17 protein-coding genes are annotated in these 20,331 nt (G+C 43.9%); 7 read left to right on the forward strand and 10 right to left on the reverse strand.

All coding sequences use genetic code 11. The features are described from left to right. Positions 1-19: 19 nt before the first annotated feature. The gene (ndk, locus tag G3570_RS11390; RefSeq protein ID WP_165142658.1) at positions 20-445 is read right to left on the reverse strand and encodes a nucleoside-diphosphate kinase; all 426 of its coding nucleotides are present in this window, start codon (positions 443-445) and stop codon (positions 20-22) included. A 129-nt stretch (positions 446-574) separates the two neighbouring features. On the opposite strand from ndk, the gene G3570_RS11395 reads away from it, so the two are divergent. The 3 genes from G3570_RS11395 to G3570_RS11405 all read left to right on the forward strand — a co-directional run bounded on the left by G3570_RS11395 (position 575) and on the right by G3570_RS11405 (position 5,145). Beyond that, positions 575-2,419, forward strand: coding sequence for an adenylate/guanylate cyclase domain-containing protein (locus G3570_RS11395; protein WP_165142374.1), 1,845 nt, complete (start codon positions 575-577; stop codon positions 2,417-2,419). Between the two features lie 195 nt (positions 2,420-2,614). Further along, positions 2,615-3,055, forward strand: a complete 441-nt coding sequence (locus G3570_RS11400; RefSeq protein ID WP_165142660.1) for a methylglyoxal synthase — start codon at positions 2,615-2,617, stop codon at positions 3,053-3,055. 2 nt (positions 3,056-3,057) lie between these two features. Beyond that, the gene (locus tag G3570_RS11405) at positions 3,058-5,145 is read left to right on the forward strand and encodes a thioredoxin domain-containing protein (protein ID WP_165142376.1); all 2,088 of its coding nucleotides are present in this window, start codon (positions 3,058-3,060) and stop codon (positions 5,143-5,145) included. A 76-nt stretch (positions 5,146-5,221) separates the two neighbouring features. Here the strand turns inward: G3570_RS11405 and G3570_RS11410 are convergent, their stop codons facing one another. Next, positions 5,222-6,379: a metallophosphoesterase gene (locus G3570_RS11410; RefSeq protein WP_249067000.1), complete on the reverse strand. Its 1,158-nt coding sequence runs from the start codon at positions 6,377-6,379 to the stop codon at positions 5,222-5,224. Between the two features lie 156 nt (positions 6,380-6,535). Between G3570_RS11410 and G3570_RS11415 the strand changes: the two genes are divergently transcribed. Then, positions 6,536-7,156, forward strand: coding sequence for a sigma-70 family RNA polymerase sigma factor (locus tag G3570_RS11415; protein ID WP_346267276.1), 621 nt, complete (start codon positions 6,536-6,538; stop codon positions 7,154-7,156). Continuing rightward, positions 7,149-7,991, forward strand: a complete 843-nt coding sequence (locus G3570_RS11420) for an anti-sigma factor (RefSeq protein ID WP_165142380.1) — start codon at positions 7,149-7,151, stop codon at positions 7,989-7,991. Before G3570_RS11415 ends, G3570_RS11420 begins: the two co-directional genes overlap by 8 nt. Positions 7,992-8,049: 58 nt before the next feature. Here G3570_RS11420 and G3570_RS11425 read toward each other — a convergent pair whose 3' ends face one another. The 4 genes from G3570_RS11425 to G3570_RS11440 all read right to left on the reverse strand — a co-directional run bounded on the left by G3570_RS11425 (position 8,050) and on the right by G3570_RS11440 (position 12,044). After that, on the reverse strand, positions 8,050-8,796 hold the full coding sequence (locus tag G3570_RS11425; protein WP_165142382.1) for a DUF4412 domain-containing protein: 747 nt from the start codon (positions 8,794-8,796) through the stop codon (positions 8,050-8,052). 138 nt (positions 8,797-8,934) lie between these two features. Then, positions 8,935-10,065 (reverse strand): tRNA 2-thiouridine(34) synthase MnmA, encoded by a 1,131-nt coding sequence (mnmA, locus tag G3570_RS11430; RefSeq protein ID WP_165142384.1) that lies wholly within the window; start codon positions 10,063-10,065, stop codon positions 8,935-8,937. Positions 10,066-10,242: 177 nt separating this feature from the next. Continuing rightward, a complete protein-coding gene (locus G3570_RS11435; RefSeq protein ID WP_165142386.1) occupies positions 10,243-10,740 on the reverse strand; it encodes an HNH endonuclease in 498 nt (165 codons plus the stop codon). Positions 10,741-10,916: 176 nt separating this feature from the next. After that, the gene (locus G3570_RS11440) at positions 10,917-12,044 is read right to left on the reverse strand and encodes a hypothetical protein (protein ID WP_165142388.1); all 1,128 of its coding nucleotides are present in this window, start codon (positions 12,042-12,044) and stop codon (positions 10,917-10,919) included. Between the two features lie 280 nt (positions 12,045-12,324). Here G3570_RS11440 and G3570_RS11445 point away from each other — a divergent pair, with 280 nt between their 5' ends. Then, complete coding sequence (locus tag G3570_RS11445; RefSeq protein ID WP_165142390.1) at positions 12,325-13,632, forward strand: Glu/Leu/Phe/Val family dehydrogenase; 1,308 nt, start codon at positions 12,325-12,327, stop codon at positions 13,630-13,632. Between the two features lie 75 nt (positions 13,633-13,707). Then, positions 13,708-14,118 carry an ATP-binding protein gene (locus G3570_RS11450; protein ID WP_165142392.1) on the forward strand — a complete coding sequence of 137 codons (411 nt, stop codon included), beginning with the start codon at positions 13,708-13,710 and terminating at the stop codon, positions 14,116-14,118. 63 nt (positions 14,119-14,181) lie between these two features. Here G3570_RS11450 and G3570_RS11455 read toward each other — a convergent pair whose 3' ends face one another. The 4 genes from G3570_RS11455 to trxA all read right to left on the reverse strand — a co-directional run bounded on the left by G3570_RS11455 (position 14,182) and on the right by trxA (position 20,298). Further along, entirely contained in the window at positions 14,182-15,507 is a 1,326-nt protein-coding gene (locus tag G3570_RS11455) for a TolC family protein (RefSeq protein ID WP_165142394.1), read from the reverse strand. A 4-nt stretch (positions 15,508-15,511) separates the two neighbouring features. Beyond that, the gene (locus G3570_RS11460) at positions 15,512-18,622 is read right to left on the reverse strand and encodes an efflux RND transporter permease subunit (protein ID WP_165142396.1); all 3,111 of its coding nucleotides are present in this window, start codon (positions 18,620-18,622) and stop codon (positions 15,512-15,514) included. 18 nt (positions 18,623-18,640) lie between these two features. After that, on the reverse strand, positions 18,641-19,717 hold the full coding sequence (locus tag G3570_RS11465) for an efflux RND transporter periplasmic adaptor subunit (RefSeq protein ID WP_165142398.1): 1,077 nt from the start codon (positions 19,715-19,717) through the stop codon (positions 18,641-18,643). Positions 19,718-19,968: 251 nt separating this feature from the next. Continuing rightward, positions 19,969-20,298: a thioredoxin TrxA gene (gene trxA, locus G3570_RS11470; protein ID WP_165142400.1), complete on the reverse strand. Its 330-nt coding sequence runs from the start codon at positions 20,296-20,298 to the stop codon at positions 19,969-19,971. Between the last annotated feature and the right edge of the window lie 33 nt (positions 20,299-20,331).

The following is a 20,331-nucleotide window of genomic DNA, read 5'->3' on the forward strand; positions in this document are numbered from 1 at the left end:
TTAAATACTTATACGTTAATTACGCTTTATTAGCTACCACATCAGATTCTGCAAAAAAGTAGGCTGCTTCCTTTTTACCGTTTTCTACCGAATCGGAACCGTGAATGATGTTTTCACCAACACTGTCCGCAAAATCGGCTCTAATGGTCCCTTCATCCGCTTCTTCCGGATTGGTAGCCCCGATTAATGTTCTGAAATCCTTGATAGCATTTTCTTTTTCAAGAATCATGGGAACACAAGCCCCACTGCTCATGAATTCACAGAGCTCATCGTAAAATGGACGCTCTTTGTGCACGGCATAGAATCCGCCGGCCGTGTCTTTGGTTAAGCGGGTCATCTTCATTGCAACAATTTTAAAACCTGCTTCCTGTATTCTGCGAGTTACTTCTCCAATAAGTTCTTTTCTTACGCAATCGGGTTTCAAAATAGTAAGTGTACGTTCTATAGCCATTTCTTAAATAAAATTTGTAACAATTTGGGGTTAATGTACTCTTGAAAGTCAAAAGAGTTAACAAATATAAAGCATCTAATACAAATAAACGAAGGCAATTCGGGTTAAGAAACGGGTCTCGGAATGAATAAAGAGAAGGTGATACATTTTAAGTGGGATTGGCAGCTCTCCTCCACACCGGAAGATTTGTGGTACCTTGCCTCAGATACGAACCGCCTGTTCAAAAGCATCAAGCTTCCCTCAGTACAACCGGCTGACATCAGTTATGAAGTAAAAAAAGAGCACCTTCAACTTTCCTACGACAGCATTAACTATTCCGACGCCTGGATTGAAGAACCCTATGAGTGGGAATATCCGTTTCGACTAGGAGTAAAAAGAAATTACAAGAACGGGATATACAAAGAAGTACAGTTGCAAATTGACCTGTTCCCCAACAGTTCCGGTACCTCACTGCAGTACCAGGTCTGGATCACACCCGGCAATGCCCTGCTCTCTTTTTTCAGCATTTTTAAACTTAAGACACTCATCCGCAATCGGTTGAAGAATTATTTCAAAAACTGTGATGAGCTCTGCAAAAAGAATTGGCTGCCATACAACCAGGAAGTAGAAAAAAAGCTGGCTGCCGGTTCACAAAAAAGGATCGAAGCCATCAAAAACGATCTGATTGAACAGACCGGGAAGAAAGATATTGTTACAGAACTGATTGATTTTATCAAGCGGGCAGATGAAATTGATTTGCAGCACATCAAACCGCTCAAGCTTGCCAAACAGTGGCATGCCAAAACCAACGAGGTATTGCAGGTATTTCTGCACAGCGTCAAAGCAGGTCTATTGAATTTTAACTGGAACTTGTCTTGTCCGAATTGCAGAAAAATCCAAAAGACTTGCAAAACACTCAATGAGATTCACGAACCGATTTACTGCTCTGCTTGCAATGAAGAGTTCAGCGTCAACTTTAACCGCTCTGTTCAGCTTACTTTTAAACCCAACCCGCTGATCAGAAAAATTTCCGGAAGAAGCTATGCCCTCTCACATCCACAGATAACACCTCATGTAGTCATCCAGCAGTATCTAAAACCCGGTCAGAGACGCTATGTTAAAACACAGCTAGAGGATGGTATTTATGAGCTGAAAGCATCGAACGCCGAAGGAAAAGCTACATTGAGTGTTTCTGAAAACGGGCAGGATACGGTGCGGGTAAGACTTACAGAGCTGGGTATCGACGGAGAGGCGCAGATTGTCAACCAGCCGAATCTGATTCTGGAAAACAGTACGGATAAAGAACAGCTATTTACCATTCAAAAAACAACCTGGGATCCGGAAGAAGTAACCGCTGCCCACGTCACATCGTTACAGGTTTTCAGGGATCTTTTTTCTCATGAAGTACTGCGAAAAGGTGAAAAAATTGCCGTCGACCAGCTGACGCTGATGTTTACCGACCTGTTCAACTCCACCGGTATGTACCAACAGGATGGAGATAATCATGCCGTCGGGCGCGTCATTGAACATTTTGACATACTCCATGATGCCGTAGCCAAAGAGGGCGGAGCTGTTGTTAAAACAATCGGAGATTCCGTTATGGCAGTTTTTAGCAACCCTGCTCAGGCATTCCGTGCTTTTGCGGCTGCCCAGAAGATTATTTCCAAAGACAAGCGCTTTGACAAGTCATTGAAGCTGAAAGCCGGTATCCACCACGGCAGTTGCGTGGCTGTCAACCTTAATAGTAAAATAGATTACTTCGGCTCTACCGTTAATATGGCTTCACGACTGGTTGACTATGCTGATGAAAATGAAGCTGTAATCTCGGAAGTGGTATCCGCAGATATGGAAATGCAGAAAATACTGGATGAACGAAAGTTTCGCTACACTACAAAGACCAATTACGTACAGTTCAAAGGCTTTGACAGTCAGCGTTTCACGGTTCAGCATGTGAGAATGGAGCCCCCTGCCCTTCGACTGGTTATTTGATTCTTTAGAATCCTGCCATCCCCCCTTTTTTTATTATTTTACGTACTCCTGCTGCTAATTATCTGTTTATTTATTCCTTACCTTTCAATTTGTTATCCTTTGAACTACTGACTTATCATCCAGGAAAATTAATTGGAAAAATCTATGAAAAGCTACAAAGATGCGGACCCACCGATTGCCCACAGTTCGCTTAAAATGAGTAGAAAGAAGAACGTTGCACTGATTGCCCATGATCACCGTAAGTCCGATCTGATCGACTGGTGTGAGTATAACTCAGAACTGCTGGCAAAACACAACCTGTATGGAACCGGGACTACCGGCAAAATGATAGCCGACAAAGTTGGGCTGAATGTACACCGGTTTAACAGCGGTCCGCTGGGGGGTGACCTTCAAATCGGTGCTGCTATCGCAGAACAGGAAATAGATGTGATGATATTTTTCTGGGATCCCCTACAAGCACAACCCCATGATGTAGACGTTAAGGCTCTGCTCCGTATCGGCGTGTTGTATAATATTCCGATGGCTTGCAATCGTTCATCAGCTGACTTTATGATCTCTTCGGATCTAATGGATGAAACCTACGATCGCTTTCTGGTTGATTACAGCAAAAGGTTTACTAAAGATATTGATAAGTAAATATGACTGATTCTTCCGAGCAGAATAGGTTGACAAAAGAGAAGAGTCCTTACCTCCTGCAGCATGCCCATAACCCTGTCGACTGGTACCCGTGGGGAGAAGAAGCCTTCAAAAAAGCAAAAGAAGAAGACAAGCCGATATTTCTCTCCATTGGATATGCAACGTGTCATTGGTGTCATGTGATGGCTCACGAGTCATTTGAAGATAAGGGTATAGCTGAAATGATGAACCGGGCTTTTGTGAATATTAAAGTTGACCGGGAAGAGCGCCCTGATATAGACAATACATACATGACGGTATGCCAGATGCTGACCGGAAGCGGGGGCTGGCCTCTGACTATCCTTATGACTCCTGAAAAAAAGCCGTTCTATGCTGCCACCTACATCCCCAAAGAAGGCAGGTATGGAAGGCCGGGCATGCGTGAGCTCATTCCACGTATCAATGGTTTATGGAATAATGAACGGCAAAAAGTTAATAACTCCGCTGAAGAGATTATTCAGGCTTTCCAAAAGTCAAACAGGCAGGAACGCGGGGAGGCACTAACTACAGAGATACTTGAAGAAGCATTTCAAACCTACTCTCAGCAATATGATAGTAAAAAAGGCGGATTTGGAAGTGCTCCTAAGTTTCCCAGCCCGCATAACCTGATGTATCTACTTCGTTACTGGCGACATTCGGGAGAAGAAAGTGCCTTAAGGATGGTAACAACTACCTTGGATGCCATGCAAAAAGGTGGCCTGTTTGACCAGGTAGGATTCGGATTTCACAGGTATTCTACAGATGCCGACTGGCTTGTGCCTCATTTTGAAAAGATGCTGTACGACCAGGCCATGCTAACCCTTGCTTACACAGAAGCATGGCAGGCAACCGGGAATAACAGATTCAAAGAAACAGCAGATAAAACCATTGCATATGTCTTGCGGGATATGCAGCATAGTGAGGGAGCTTTCTATTCGGCTGAAGATGCCGACAGTGAGGGGGAAGAAGGAAAGTTCTATGTGTGGAGTATGGATGAAATTCGAGAAGCCTTACCTACCCCTGAAGCCGAACTGGCTATAGAGGTTTTCAACATGACCGAAGAAGGAAATTATGCTGATGAGGCCAGCGGACGACGAACCGGAACGAATATTCTTCATCTCACAAAACCCCTTGAGAATCTTGCGGAAGAACGTAACATGTCTGCTGAAAAGCTTAAGAAGAAGATCAATGAGATCAGGGAAATTCTTTACCATCGAAGAGAGCAGCGGCAGCGTCCTCTGCTCGACGATAAGATACTAACCGATTGGAATGGTCTGATGATCGCCGCTTTAGCTAAAGCGGGAAAGGTCTTTAATGATCATACAAGCATAGAAGCAGCTGAAAAAGCCTACAGCTTCATCAAAGATACTCTTATCCGGGAGGATGGCACGCTGCTCCACCGTTTTCGCGAAGGAGAATCAGCCATCCGTGCTCACACCGATGATTATGCATTTCTGATTTGGGGTCTGCTGGAACTCTATGAGGCAACCTTCAATACCGACTACCTTGAAGATGCTGTGGAATTAAATAATATTTTTATCGACCGCTTTTGGGATGGCAAGCAAGGCGGTTTTTACTTTACCGATGAGGAGAGCGAAGAGTTACTGGGGCGCAAGAAAGAGGTATATGATGGGGCCATTCCATCGGGCAACTCGGTTGCTCTTTCCAATTTACTTAGAATCGGTCGCATGACAGCTGATGTAGACTTAGAGACAAAAGCGGATGAATTAATGCGCTTGTATTCCTCCCAGGTAAAACGGGCTCCCACAGGTTTTGGACAATTTTTGCAAGGTGTTTATTTCGCATTAACAGAATCATATGAAATTGTGATTGCAGGCGAGCGGGATGATAAGGCAACACAGGATATGCTAAACAGAGTGCAGTCCAATTTTATACCCAACAAAGTGATTCTCCTGCATGAACCCGGTGACTCAAAGATTCGTGATCTCGCCCCCTACGTCAAGGAACAGAGAATGGTTGACGACAAAACCGCCGCTTACGTATGCCGCAATTACAGCTGCGAAATGCCTACACAAGATCCCCGAAAAGTGATGAATCTGTTAAAAATCTGATGGTTTTTTCAGGGTATAATTTTTCGAAACTCTAAGTTCAAAAATAAATACGTTTCGAATTTTTCACCCAAACTCTTTAATTCAGCTCAATTACAGTAATAGCCGGAGGGGCATTATAGCGAACCGGTGCAAGTGTGAATCCAAGTCCATTGTTAATGTTAAGCAGCAGATCTCCCCTCTTATAAGTACCGCTGACATATTCGGTTTCCATCTCGGAAGCGGAAAAGGTCATTCCAAATAGTGGTACTCTCACCTGACCTCCATGCGTATGGCCGGCCAGATAGAGATGATAGTTATTATTCCTGGCCTCATTCAAGATTTGGTCAGAAACCTGGTGTGCCGCAAGTATCTTCATATTTACTCTCACAGAATCCGCTGTCAACTGTCTTACTTTTTCCGGATCTGCTCTTTTGCTATAGACCTGGGTAATACCCGTCAGAAGCACTTTAACCTTCCCTACATTAATGATTCGGTTTTCGTCACGCAGAAGTGGTATTCCTTTCGACTCTAAGGCAGGTTCAACATTAGAGAGGTCTGCCCAATAGTCATGGTCACCGACTACTGCATAAGCGCCGTACGTAGCCTTAACCTTGGCAAACTCTTCAGCCGACATTTCAATATAGTCGGTTCCGTAGGAAATTAAATCTCCGGTAAAGATGACAATATCAGGGTCCTGGGCATTTACCTTGTCTATGTAAGCCGCAATTTCTTCCCTACCGGTATACTGGTCTCCCTGAATATCTGAGATATGAACTATGCGTAGACCCTGCAAATCTCGCGGTAAATTCTCAATAGTAAGCTCAACCTGCTGCGTATCGATTTGTGTAGTATTGAGATACATCTTAATGCTGCTAAATACCAAAACTAAGAGCACAGTTATCCATACTACTTTACTGTAAAGTCGGTTACGATTTTGCGGATCTCCATATTGCAAAAAGTGAGCACCGACTTTAATAATGTCTAGTACTATGATCCAAGTCAACAGTTGATAGCTCGCGGCAAATCCAAACCAGAACCAGTAGGTAATAGGTTTGGGAATTTCCAGTAAATCCAGTCGTCCCTGTATACCGTATGTAATCAAACCGGTAATCGGGAGACAGTAAAATGTCAACAGAACAATAAATGGAAGCCAGCGAACGATGGTACGCTTCGACAGAAAACGTGCCGATTGGGTGAGCCGCCAAGCCAGGTATAAGTGGGCAATCGCCATAATACCTGAAACCAACAGTGTCATTCTTAGTAACCAGGGCAAATCTGAAGAGATTAAATTAGGTTTAAATGGTATTTTATTGACACAAGGCTAGCAGATTTTCAAGAAATGACCAAATTTGTTTTATTGGATTCAATCTGAGCAACCATTTAATACGTATTAGCTATAGGTGTACCCGGCGTGATCATTTTCACCATATTAGCAGCTTTCGGCAAAACAGATCATTCAGATGCTGATGAGGAAGTTGAAATACTCAGGCGCATTAAGGCCCGGGACGAAAAAGCCATGGCTGAGCTGTATGAACTTTATAACGGTTTACTTTTTAGCATGATCATATCCGTTGTGAAGAAAAAAGAAGAGGCAGAAGATGTTTTGCAGGAGGTTTTCGTCACAATCTGGGAGAAAGCTCCCACTTTCAATGAGGAACGCGGAAATGTCTACAGCTGGCTGGTCACATTGACACGGAACAAGGCCATTGACCGCATTCGCTCGAAAGATTACAAGACTCAGAAAAAAGCAACACAAGATGTCGATGCACCTGATTTTTTCCTGGAAGGAAATAAGTACGATCCCTTAAAGACTACCATATATTCTGACCGTACCGAACTGGTCAAAAAGGCCCTGAGTGAAATACCCGAAAGTCAGAGCGAAGTACTTAAAATTGCATACTATGAAGGCTTAACACAGAGAGAGATTTCCGAACAGCTCGATATCCCTCTGGGGACTGTCAAGACCCGAATGAGACAGGGAATGATAAAGCTTAAAGATTTACTAGGCGAATATATTTCATACAATGACTGACGAAGAGACAAATAAGCAACATTTTGAAGAGCTCTGTGCAGGTTATGTGCTCGATGCACTGGAGCCTGATGAGCGCGAGGAATTTGAAAAATTACTGGATAGTGCCTCTGAAGAAGAGCGTAAGCTGTATCAACGGATGAGGTCAGCGGCAAATCAAATAGCCTTCAGTATAGAAGAGACCGAGGCACCGGAGGTAGTCAGGGAGAGAATTCTTTCACAAGTGCGAAACGGGTCAGGTGGGAATGACAAAGAGAGTATATCGAGCATACCTCAAGAGGAAGAAGAAGCGGATGGTTTTGATCGAGCAACTTTAGCTATTGCAGCCTCATTTGCTCTTCTGCTGGTAACACTTAGTCTGGTTTTCTACTCCTTCAACTTAAGCTTTGAAATTTCAAGCCAGGAAGAAGTCATTCAGGAACAGCAAGCTACAATCTCTGAACTGCAAAACGAAATCGAACAGAAGGAAGAACTTCTCTCTATTCTTGAATCACGTGAGGTAGATCTCATATTGATGTCCGGTATGGAGGCTAATCCAAACGGATACGGAAAAGTGATTTGGGACGCCGAGTCCAATAGAGCCCTGCTGCAGGTCTCAAACCTACCTGCGGTGCCCTCTGATAAGGACTACCAGCTCTGGATAATTAAAAATAACAAACCGGTGAGCGCCGGTGTATTTGCGGTGAATGACCCCGCCAAGGATTCGTTCTTTAAAATTGAAGAGATGGACGGTCCCGAGCAATCGGCAGATGCTTTCGCCATTACTATGGAACCCAAGGGCGGTATGCCGCAACCTACCGGCGACATGTACCTGATGGGGAATCGAATTAACAACTGACCGAATTTTTAGAAAAAATTAGCACCCAGCGTCGGCTTGGCTGAAATCAAGATAAATACTACTGTTCACTCAGCTGCTGGAAAAGATAGTTCTGAAGACTCAGCACACTTACACCTGATGGAATCTGTACCATCGCCTTGGCGATACTAGATTCGTTAATCTCATCTGCTTCGGTAACGGTCTTTAATTCACCATCCTGGTAAGACTCAATTCGTAAAGGGAAATAGCCCTCTTCAAAAATAAGAGATATCGGAAAATCACCGCTGATCATTCCTTCAACATCATCACCCCATGGCTCGGCAAGCATTCCCCAATTGAACTGTAAATCCTGGGTCATCCATACCGAAACATAATCTCCTTTGTGCTCTTCATCAGAAAAGATAAATTTTTCGCTATCGAACCCATTGATGGTTTCCCTTTCTCCGGTTCTTTTATAGTTGATATCCGTATCGTTTTCTCTCTGGTTGCCGGAACTCCCACCAAACAGATTCATCATCGAGGTGATATCCATTTTCGAAATTTTTAAGGCCTTATCTTTACCGGTTAGAAATACAAAGTCTTCAAAGTCCAACCTGACAAGTACACCCTCTGTCCGGATATTGCCCATGAAATCGTAGCTGTTGTCACCCTGAAGCAGTATGCGATCCGGAGTCACAAACATGGTAAAGCGATCATTATTTATTTTCTCGCCTGACTTTAATTCATAGCTGTTGTAGACAACTTTACCTTCAAACTGGGCATGAGCATATTCGGTTGTTAAGAAGAGCAAGAGTAAAGTGAAAAATAGCGAAGACTGTTTTTTCATGACGTTTCTTAAATATTAATTCTGGATTTCCGATTATGTTGTACTCATTTAGCTGCCCGGATGTTTCACTAAATTAAAAATCCCGCCCAATTGAGCGGGATTCAATCTTATAAAAGTAACGGCGAAAATAGAATTTAATTATACGGCTTTTAATGTCTCCATATCAACGTTCACTTTTTTGATCCAGCCGCCGGCAACAACATCATTGCCTTCGTAACAGACTACAGCCTGCCCGGGCGTGATAGCTTCCCGGCCTGTCGGGAAAGTGACTTCTATTTCGTCTTCGTCGGTTTGAGTGACATAACCGATTGTACCTGCATCATTGTACCGTATCGCACCGGTGATCTCCATCTCCTTTTCAGGGATACGGTCGTATTTAATCAGGTTGATTTCCCTGGCCTTACAAGTAGTACTGATTAGATCTTTCTTTTCACCTATGGTGATGACATTGGTCTCCGGATTTATATCTGTTACATAAACCGGTATCCCCATTGCCAGATCCAGTCCGCGGCGTTGGCCGATGGTATAGAAAGGATAACCTTCATGTTCACCGACAACATTTCCTTCCTGATCGACAATTTTGCCACCTGAAACCTTTTCTTCAAGACCTTCAACGCGGTCCTTGAGAAAACGACGATAGTCATCATCAGGGACAAAGCAAATTTCATAGGAGTCTGGTTTGGTAGCCACTTTTGTCAGCCCGAAATCTTCGGCCATCTGCCTGATTTCCGTTTTTTCGTATTCTCCAAGCGGAAATATAGTTCGGGCCAGATGCTTTTGTTTAACGCCCCATAAAGCATAAGACTGGTCTTTACTGGGATCCAGTCCACGACTGATCACATGACGCCCATTCTCTTCACGGACATTGGCGTAATGCCCTGTTGCAATATAGTCACAACCCAGGTTATCGGCTCTTTTCAGCAATGCAGCCCATTTGATGTGGGTATTGCATAATACACAGGGATTGGGCGTGTGTCCGGTCATATAATCTTCCACAAACCGATCGATTACCCATCCGCCGAATTCATCACGGATGTCAACGATAAAGTGCTTGAAGCCGTGTTTTACCGCAATCTGACGGGCATCATTCATAGACTCCAGTGTGCAGCATCCTGTCTCCTTATCGGATTTACCGCCTACACGGGAGTAGTCCCATGTTTTCATGGTAATTCCGATAACTTCATAACCTTTTTCTTTGAGCATGACTGCTGCGACCGAAGAGTCCACCCCTCCGCTCATAGCGACCAGTACTCTGCCTTTGCTGCTCATGAATTGCGTAACTGTTTATTCAACTTTTATTCAAACAAATAAAATAATGCTTTTTTATGTAAATCGTGTGAAGTATAAGAAAGCCACAATTCAAAGATAAGAACGAGTCAGCCGGTGTTTGAAGATCTTCCGCTCAATGAATTAACAACTCTTGGCAGATCACCGATAAAATCAGCATCACATATAAAGGTAGGGCTTCCAGTCGTCTTCCACTCCTCCTAATATGGATTGCAGGAAGGTAATGTGAATGGGACGGAAGGGTTTCTGTTTTAAGGGCATTTCAGCCTCATCAGGGGTTCGGTTACCTTTTCGAACATTGCAGTTATCGCAGGCAGTTACCAAGTTTTCCCAAGTATCCATACCGCCCCTGCTTCTCGGCAATACGTGATCAATGGTAAGATTTTTCTTTCTACCGCAATACTGGCAGGTGTTATTATCGCGCTTCATTACGTTTCGGCGCGAAAGAACAATTCTGTTGTAGGGAATATTGATGTAACGGCGTAATCGAATTACCGAAGGATAGGAAAACTCATCCGATACCGTCCTGATCTTCTTATCTGGATAGTCATGCAGCATCTCAGCCTTATCCATGAAAAGAAGCTTTACAGATCGGTGTACTGAGCAAACACTCAAGGGCTGATAATCTTGATTTAAGACTAGTACACTGGCATTCATAGCTTAATTAATGTTCGTTTGAAAGCAATGAGAGTATAAGTCGAACACAGACGACGTAATATTAAAGCTTAATTAAGGGTATTTAAATTGTAGAATCAACTCTTTAATGGACATTAATGCAATAAAAAAGGCGTCTGAAACTTAATTCAAACGCCTTTAAAATCGTTCAACGTTGATTATCCAAGGAAATAATTTAATATCTCGTCATCAATTTCCGGATTGATGGCTACCGCAAGGGCAATGGAAACCGCAAGACCGATCAGGGCATATCCGACATCTTTACCAATCAGTTTGAGGCTCTTTTTCAATGGTTTTCCTTTGCCGCGGGCATCGGTAAAGGTCATTGCAATTTCCCGTCCCGCCAACAAGCCGATAAATACCCAGGTGGTACTCATCGGTATCTGACTCTTTATTTTGAAGTAGTAAAGAATGATGGCGTATACAAAATCGATAATGGTGGCTGAGCGAATATCTCGAACATCTGATTTTTCCGTTACCACCTTCTGTATTTTATCTCCCCTCAGGTAGAACAGAATGCCAAGACCAAAGAATATATAGAGAGCGAACACCGCAAACTGGTTGAAGGTCATTGAACGTGGTAAATAGACAGCGATATTTGCCGCATCTTGCATGATCCAGACAGCCCATAGGGAACCGCTGGTAAGCCATTGAAATCCTGTCCACATCGGATGTGGCTTCCCTTTAATGAATTTTTTGATGACCCCTGAAAGTACAATCCAAACAATAATGGAAGCTACAAATGCCACCAGGTAACCGGAAAGGCTTTTCTCAAGCACTGAGCCTATTGCGGAAGCATCTGCCGCAAAACAGCTTAAAAGTAAAAATGTGGTGGATACCGGCATTCTCATCCGGGTGAGCATCAGAAGGAAGATGGGCGCTGCTATCTGCAAAAAGGTAAAGGAAGCTGGAGCTTCAGAAAACCCTTTGGATGCCAGGCGTTGGTAACTGACATCCCCATCATAGGCATACCAGCTGTACGAAACGGTGGCAAGAAAAATGCCGCCTATAAAGAGCCAGAGCACCCACCATTTTTTATCTTCGTTGGAGGCAATAAAAGTGCCTATGGTCTGTATACTATCGTTGGCAATGGCCGAATAGCCGGCCAGCGCAAACCCGACCCATTTTGCTATTTCCGCATTCGGGAAGGACACTCCGGCAACAAAGAAAAACACTCCTAATAGTGCCAGAAAAGTCCGCTCTTCCCTGAAAACAGTATAGAAACTGTCAGGAATAAGGCGTTCAAGTAAACTTACAGATTCTGCGGATGCGTCGCTGTCTGACATTTAGTTATATTGAAGAGTCTGATACTCAAATCAAGTGATGTAAAATCGCTATTGCACTAGAAACATGTGTTAACTTAGTGTTAAGCTTTTTGTACTTTTAGCATGCTAATATAAGTTTGCAGATACTTTTTTAGAATGTTCTATGATGTACATTGCGTATCCTGCCACTGAAGCACTCAAACTGTGCAAATTATTAGATTATTTCATCAATAAACTCTTTATATTGGCACGTTTCATAATCCCCAAATTACACATTCCAAACTGATTTACTCTCTTATTTATGCCATACAATAAGAACATGTACACTACGGGCTATTATAAGGAACCGGGCCCAAAGCTAGATGAAGAATCGCCTTTTGAATCCATGATGGAGCGTTTCCGTTTTGCAGCTGATATACTCGAGCTGGATGAGGGCATGTTCCAGTATCTGGCCAGCCCTGTCAAACAGGTTATCGTCTCTATCCCGGTTGTAATGGACTCCGGTGATATTCAGGTATTTGAAGGATACCGCGTAATTCATGACAACGTTTTAGGTCCCTCTAAAGGCGGTATTCGTTACGCGCCCGATGTCACTATTGATGAGGTAAAAGCACTGGCAGCCTGGATGACATGGAAATGTGCTATTGTGAACGTACCTTTTGGTGGAGCAAAAGGCGGCGTTCGTTGCAATCCTAAAGAGCTTTCGAAAGGGGAGCTGGAGAGGCTTACCAGAAGATATACAGCAAATATGCTGGAGGTTTTCGGTCCCGACCGGGATATTCCCGCACCGGACATGAACACTGATGAGCAGATCATGGCATGGATTATGGACACTTACAGCATGAATGCCCACAAAACAGAAACTGCTGTGGTAACAGGTAAACCTATTATCCTGGGTGGTTCACAGGGTCGCAAAGAGGCAACAGGACGCGGGGTAGTTACCGTAACGCTGGCTGCGCTGAACAAACTGCGTATCCTTCCCAATAAGTGTACGGTGTCCGTGCAGGGATTTGGTAATGTCGGCTCTATCTCAGCAAAATTGATGTATGAACAGGGAGCAAAAATCATTGCCATCAGTGATATTACCGGAGGTTATTATAATAAAGACGGTATTGATATCCCCAAGGCAATCGAGTATACCAAAAATAACAACGGTACCCTTGAGGGTTTCCCAAATGCAGAAAAAATCACCAACGACGAGTTGCTGCAGATGGAGTGTGATGTACTGATTCCGGCAGCTAAAGAAGATCAGATAGGCAAGCACAATGCTCCAAAAATCAATGCCCGTATCATCTCTGAAGGGGCTAACGGACCGGTAACTGCAAATGCCGACTCCATTCTCGAGGATAAAGGTATTATGGTTATTCCCGATATCCTTGCAAATGCAGGCGGCGTAACAGTCTCCTATTTTGAATGGGTTCAGGACAGGCAGGGTTATTTTTGGACGGAAGAGCGCGTTAATCGACGTCTTAACCGAATGATGCGAAACGCTTTTGACAATCTCTTTGAAGTAAGTGAAAATCACAATATCACACTGAGACAGGCGGCATATGTCTTCGGAATTGATAAGGTGGCTTCAACACTTCGAATGCGGGGAATCTATGCGTAATAATTTTCTGTTTATTTAAATAATTATAAGTAGTATATCTAGCTATATTCAGAATCAGGCATACAACTTCAGCTTATGACCAATTCATCCTTTAAAGAAATAGTTCTGGAATCCTCGTTTGATGAAGTGGAACATCTGGAGGATTACGTAAATGAACTGCAGGACTGGGCTGAATTCAAGGATGAAGACTATGCGCGCATTATGCTCACACTCAGTGAAGCAGTGACAAATGCTATCGTTCATGGGAACAAGGAGAATCCCGAAAAACAGGTCATCATTCGGAGCAAGCTGACTAACGGTACCCTCTACATCAGCGTAAAAGATGAGGGTGCAGGTTTTGATCCTTCTAACATTCCCAACCCCCTTAAAGAAGAAAATTTGATGAATATAGGTGGGCGCGGTGTTTATCTTATCAAGGAGTATGCCGATGATCTTCAATTCTACGAAAACGGTACCAAGCTGGAAATGCTATTCAAACTTCACTAGAGCAACAGTTTAATTTACGGTTGATTTATTTACCAAATGAAGTTGTGGTAATACTTATCGCTCTTATTGAACATTCTGCGTTAGGCTTCCGCTGATTCGCTGCAGTTCTGTTTCCGCCAACTTTGCTTCAAACTGTGCCTGTATGAGGCGGCTCTCGGCGCTGATAAGTGTACGCTGCACTTCCCTGAGTTCAATAGAGTTTATTGTACCCAGCTTGAACCGTTCAAGTGCAATTTCCAGCGACTGCTCTGCATAGATAAGATTCTCGCTTTCCAGCTTAACGAGTTCAAGTGAATTCAAGTAACTTTTGAACTCCGACGACATTCCCGCCTCCACCTGAAGCTTCTGATCTTCAAAGGCCAATTCGCTATTTTTGTGGCGGATCTTAGCATTTTCTATCTGCCTTCCTGTGTTAAATCCATCAAATATATTAAGACGTGCGGTCACACCGTAGTTAAACCCGTCTGACTGGTTTAATTCTAAAAATCCGGCCCCTGATTCATTACGGGAGTAATTAAATCCTGCATTCAAATCCACTTCTGGTAAGCGCTCGCCCTGAAGCTCCTTAATTTCAAGACCTGCAACTCGTTGGTTGATGCGAGCAACCGTTAGTCCTTTATTATTCTGCATTGCTTTCTGTAATAGGTCATTAAATTCAAGATCTTCCTCAACCGGAATGGACTGCATAACGGAAAATTCGGTCCCTATATCCCTTGAGAGAAGTTCGTTGAGCAGTACCTTGGCGCTATTCAACTGTACCTCCTGCCTTATTACCGCGGCCTTATCAGCATTCAAGTCAGCGCGCGCCTGTAAAAGATCGTATTCAGAACCGGATCCCAGATCTTTCCTTGTTTCTGCAATACTAATACGTTGTTCAGAAACTTCAACGGTACTTTCCAGCACATCATAAATCTTCTGTTGTCGAATAATATTGTAGTAAGCTCCTATAATGGAGGCTACGGTATTTTCTAATGTCAGGCGAAATTGCTCCTCCCCTAATGCTTTTAATTCATTCAGTCTTTCATAGGTGGTAAACATTCGAAGTCCGTCAAAAATCGTCCAGTTCAGGGAAGCATTGGCATTGGTGGTGTTAGACTTTGCGTTCTCTGTGGTATTATTTGGAATTCCCCCCTGCGCGAATTCCTGTTTGCTATCCTGAATGCTGTATGAGCGGCTACCGGTTGCTGTAATCGTAGGAAGAAAGCCAGCGTTGCCAAGGGTAAAGTTATTATCTGCTATATCGGCATCATTTCCAGCAATACGTATGGAGTAGTTGTTTTCGAGTCCGATGGACAAAGCCTCCTCTACAGACAATGTATCCTGCGCAGAAAGTGAAGAGCTTAAAATTAGAAGTAATACTGAACCCAGAACAGCTGGTCGTATAATCATAGTATTAAACATTTGCCGGTTGCATCTCTTCCGTTTTCTGAATCAGTTCGGGATCGATACCGTCATCGGCCGATTTGACCGGTGAGAAGTATGAATATATCGCAGGTATCACGTACAGAGTAAAGAAGGTACCAATTATCAATCCGCCAATTACCGCGATACCCATCGAGGTGCGGCTTTCTGCACCGGCACCAAGCGCGAGTGCAATAGGCAAAATTCCAAGTACCGTAGAAAGACTGGTCATCAATATGGGTCGAAAACGGGCTACCGAAGCATCTTTGATAGCTTCCATCACGCTGAGACCGGCCTCCTGCCTTTGATTGGCAAATTCAACAATTAGAATACCATTTTTGGTCACCAGTCCGATCAACATGATGATGCCGATTTTACTGAAGATGTTCAGCGTCAGATCAAAGTACCAGATAGAGACCAACGCGCCGAGAAGAGCCAAAGGAACGGTGAATAAGATGATAAATGGATCCCTAAAACTCTCAAACTGTGCGGCCAGCACAAGGTATATGAGTATCAGAGCAAGGATAAGCGTAAAGTTCAGGCTGGAGGCACTCTCCTCGAAATCTCGCGAGGGACCGCTCAGGCTGGTGCTGATGGATTGATCCAAAACACGATCTGCAATCTGCTCCATAGCCGTGATTCCGTCACCGATGGTTTTACCCTGAACCAGTCCTGCAGAGATGGTCGCTGAAGCAAACCTGTTAAAACGAAATAATTGTGGCGGACTGCTTTCTTCTGAAACTGTCACCAGGTTATCCAGCTGAATCAGCTCTCCCCTGTTGTTCCTTACGAAGAGGGTTTTAAGATCAACCGGTTCGTTTCGGTCTTCACGCTCTACCTGACCGATTACCCAGTATTGCTTTCCGTCTCTGATAAAAAAACCAAAGCGCTGACCGCTAAAAGATAGTTGCAGCGTTTGAGCGATATCCGCGGCTGAAACACCGAGGGCACGTGCGCGATTGCGGTCGATTTGCACTCGCAATTCCGGACGGTTGAACTTAAGGTTTACGTCAGCATACGTGAATGTCGGCTCTTGCTGTGCTGCTTGCAGGAAAGGCGGAATTACTTCTTTGAGCTTGTTAATGTTGGGAGCTTGCAGCACGAACTGTACCGGCAAACCAAGGCTTCTGGTTCCGATACTTTGAGGCTGGGAAACAAAAGTCTGGGCTCCCGTAAGATCCCTTACCACTGCAGAAAGATTATCCGCTATTTCTTGCTGCGAACGCCCGCTTTCCCGATCTTCCGGATCCTTGAGTATGGTGAATCCAAAACCGGAGTTTACGGAACTCGCGGCCCCGAAACCGGGTGAAGTGACGGAGATGACAGCTTTAGCTTCCGGCACGGTATCATTAATGGTAGCCACCAGCTTGTCCATATAATGATCCATATATTCAAATGAAGCACCCTCAGGTGCCTGGGCAAATAATCGTACACTGCTTCTATCTTCAATAGGTGCTACTTCCTGTGGCAGGGTTGCTCCTAATAAGGCAATCAATCCTCCAGCCACAAAAATGATGATGAATGCCACCCAGCGCTTTGCCATAAAGGACTCAAGACTGTTTCTGTAAGCGGCATTCAATCGCTTGAAAAAAGGTTCGGTCTTGTAATAGAATCGGCTATGCTTTTGCTCCTTTCTCAAGAACTTCGAGGAGAGCATGGGCGTTAGTGTCAACGCCACAAAGGTAGATATCACGACCGCACCCGCAATCACTACACCAAATTCCCGGAACAATCTTCCGGTCACTCCCCCGATAAACAGGATGGGCATAAAAACTGATATCAAGGCAAGTGAGGTTGCGACTACGGCAAAGAAAATTTCTTTGGAACCTAAAATACCTGCTTCTACAGGATTGTACCCCTGTTCAATTTTGGCATATATATTTTCCAGTACTACAATGGCGTCATCAACCACTAATCCGATAGCCAGCACGATTGCGAGCAAGGTAAGTACATTGATAGAAAAGCCGGCAATGTACATGACGAAAAAAGCTCCTATCAGGGCTATGGGAATCACAATAACCGGGATGATGGTAGTGCGCCAATCTCTCAGGAAAAGAAAGATGATCAGAATAACCAGGAAGAAAGCAATGAAAATGGTCTGCTGTACTTCCAAAATAGATTCATCTATGTACTCAGTACTGTCGAAACCTGTAGCAATCTCAATATCAGGAGGTAGGTCTCGCTTTATATTTTCTACACGGTTGAAGAGCTCTTCAGCAATGGCCAGCTGATTGGCACCCGGCTGCGGAACCGCGACGACTCCAACCATCGGTACCCCATCGCGTTTCAAAATAGTGCGTTCATTTTGTGCTCCAAGTTCAGCCTCACCGATATCTCGGAAACGGATGGTATTACCAGCTGTTTCCTTAATAATCAGGTTGTTGAATTCTTCGACATTTGTCAATCTGCCCATTGTACGGATCGTCAATTCCGTGGTATTTCCTTCAATACGACCGGATGGCAGCTCCACATTTTCACGGTTGAGTGCATTGCGCACGTCAAGGGGAGTTAAATCATAGGCAGCCAGCTTGAGCGGATCCATCCACAGACGCATGGCATACTCCTTGGAACCCCAAATCTGTACGCTGCTCACTCCGGAAATGGTTTGCAGGCGCTCCTTAAACATATTGTCTGCAATATTCGTGAGGTCAAGGAGATTGCGTCTTTCGCTGTTTACATTCAAAAATACAATTGGAAATGCATCGGCATCTGCTTTCGATACAACCGGCGGTTCGGCATCGGGTGGTAGACTGTTTATTGATCGTGAAACACGGTCGCGCACGTCATTTGCCGCTGTTTCCAGATCCTGATCAATATCAAATTCCACAGTTATGGTACTCCGGCCTTCGCGACTGGTGGAGGAGAGCGTGCGTATTCCCGCCACACCGTTGATAGATTCTTCCAAAGGCTCGGTAATCTGGGACTCGATAACATCGGCATTAGCACCGATATAAGAGGTACTTACAGTAATGATCGGTGGATCCACAGCCGGGTATTCTCTTACCCCCAGGTAATTAAACGAAATAATCCCAAAGAGAATGATGACAATTGACATCACCGAAGCAAGTACCGGTCTGCGAATACTAAGAGATGATAAACTCATGCTGTCTACCTCGGCTGATTATTGTGATTGAATTTCGTTGATCCTTACCGGCATGCCCTGTCTAACCTGAAGCAGACCTGTTGTCAGAACCGTATCTCCGGGCTGAATGCCATCCACGATGCGAACTCTTTCTGCTGTTCGCAGACCTGTTTCAACCCGCTGTTCCGCAACCGAACCGTTTTTAAATAAGTATACTTTCTGTCCCTGCAGTTCCGGGATGAGAGAAATTGTTGGAATCATTAATGCATCATCAATGGTTTCCAGTATCAATTCAATATCGGCAAAGGCTCCCGGAACCAGCAGTCCCTCATCATTATCACTTAATGCACGCAATTGCAGTGTCCTCGTCTGGGAGTCAATTTTGGGTTCTATCGCATAAATCTCCCCATCAAATGCACCTTCGGTACCCTGTACGGTAAATGAAATATCATCACCGACTCGTACCCTGTTAACATATCTTTCGGGCACTGAAAAATCGAGTTTTACGGGATTGATGTTCTGTAGTGAGGCAATTCGTGTAGTAGGAGATATATAACTGCCGTCACTTACGTACTTGAGTCCTACCCTGCCCCTAAACGGTGCCCTGATCTCAGTTTTATCTATTTGGGCCCGAATGAGCTGCACTTCTGATTTCAGTACATTAACTTCATTAAGGGTAGCATCATAATCTTCCTGGCTTATGCCTCCCTTTTCGAGGAGTTGTTGCTGTCTTCTTTCGCGTTCCGATGCAAGATTCAGACGATATTGTGCTCTTTGCAGCTGGGCTTGCAGTTCACTGTCATTGATTTTGATCAAAAGCTGGTTTTTGTCAACCATTTTACCTTCATCAAGGTAAATGTCAGTAATTTTACCTGACACTTCACTGCGAAGCTCAACCTCTTCATTTGCGAGTATACTTCCTGTACTAAAAATTTTATCCTGAACCCGGGTAGGTTCAACCATCACTGCATCAACCGATAACGGCGCACCACTGTTTTGTTGGGATGCCGTTTCCTCACCTTCAGAGAATAGAGGCTTAACTTTAGGGTAGGCAATAAGCACTACCGCTACAAAGATTACCACACCGGTCACTATTTTTTTAAGAGAACTGCTCATTTTAAGATTTTAGATTATCGAAATTGGTACTATAACCCCTCAATTTAAAAGTTAGTTAAGTAAGGGAATAATTTTTTGTAATAAGAAATGTTAAAAGTTAATTACAGTATTACCAGCTGTGATTATATGTGATGAAAGGTTACATATAGTTATTATGATTGCCTGTTATAGAAATCAAAAAAACCCATCCCGTATATATAAAAAAAGACGGTGAGCGCATCGCCCACCGTCCGTACTATAATAATCTTGCTCTAATTTGACATCTGAGCTTCAAGCTGCTTCTTCAGCTGAGCTTTTGGCACTGCGCCAACAATCTGGTCAACGACTTCTCCATTTTTAAAAATCAGGAGAGAAGGAATACTTCGAATACCATACTTGGTCGAAATTTCCGGATTATTATCTACATCAACCTTGCCGATTCTTGCTTTTCCTTCAAATTCTTCTGCCAGTTCATCAACAACCGGGCCAACCATTCGGCATGGGCCGCACCATTCTGCCCAAAAATCTACCAGTACCGGCTTATCGGAGTTTAAAACATCTTCTTCAAATGAGTCATCTGTAAATGTGAGTGCTTTTCCCATATCAATCTATATACATTAATTCTTATTTCAGTT

This window comes from Halalkalibaculum roseum (genome assembly GCF_011059145.1).
Lineage (GTDB): Bacteria > Bacteroidota > Rhodothermia > Balneolales > Balneolaceae > Halalkalibaculum > Halalkalibaculum roseum.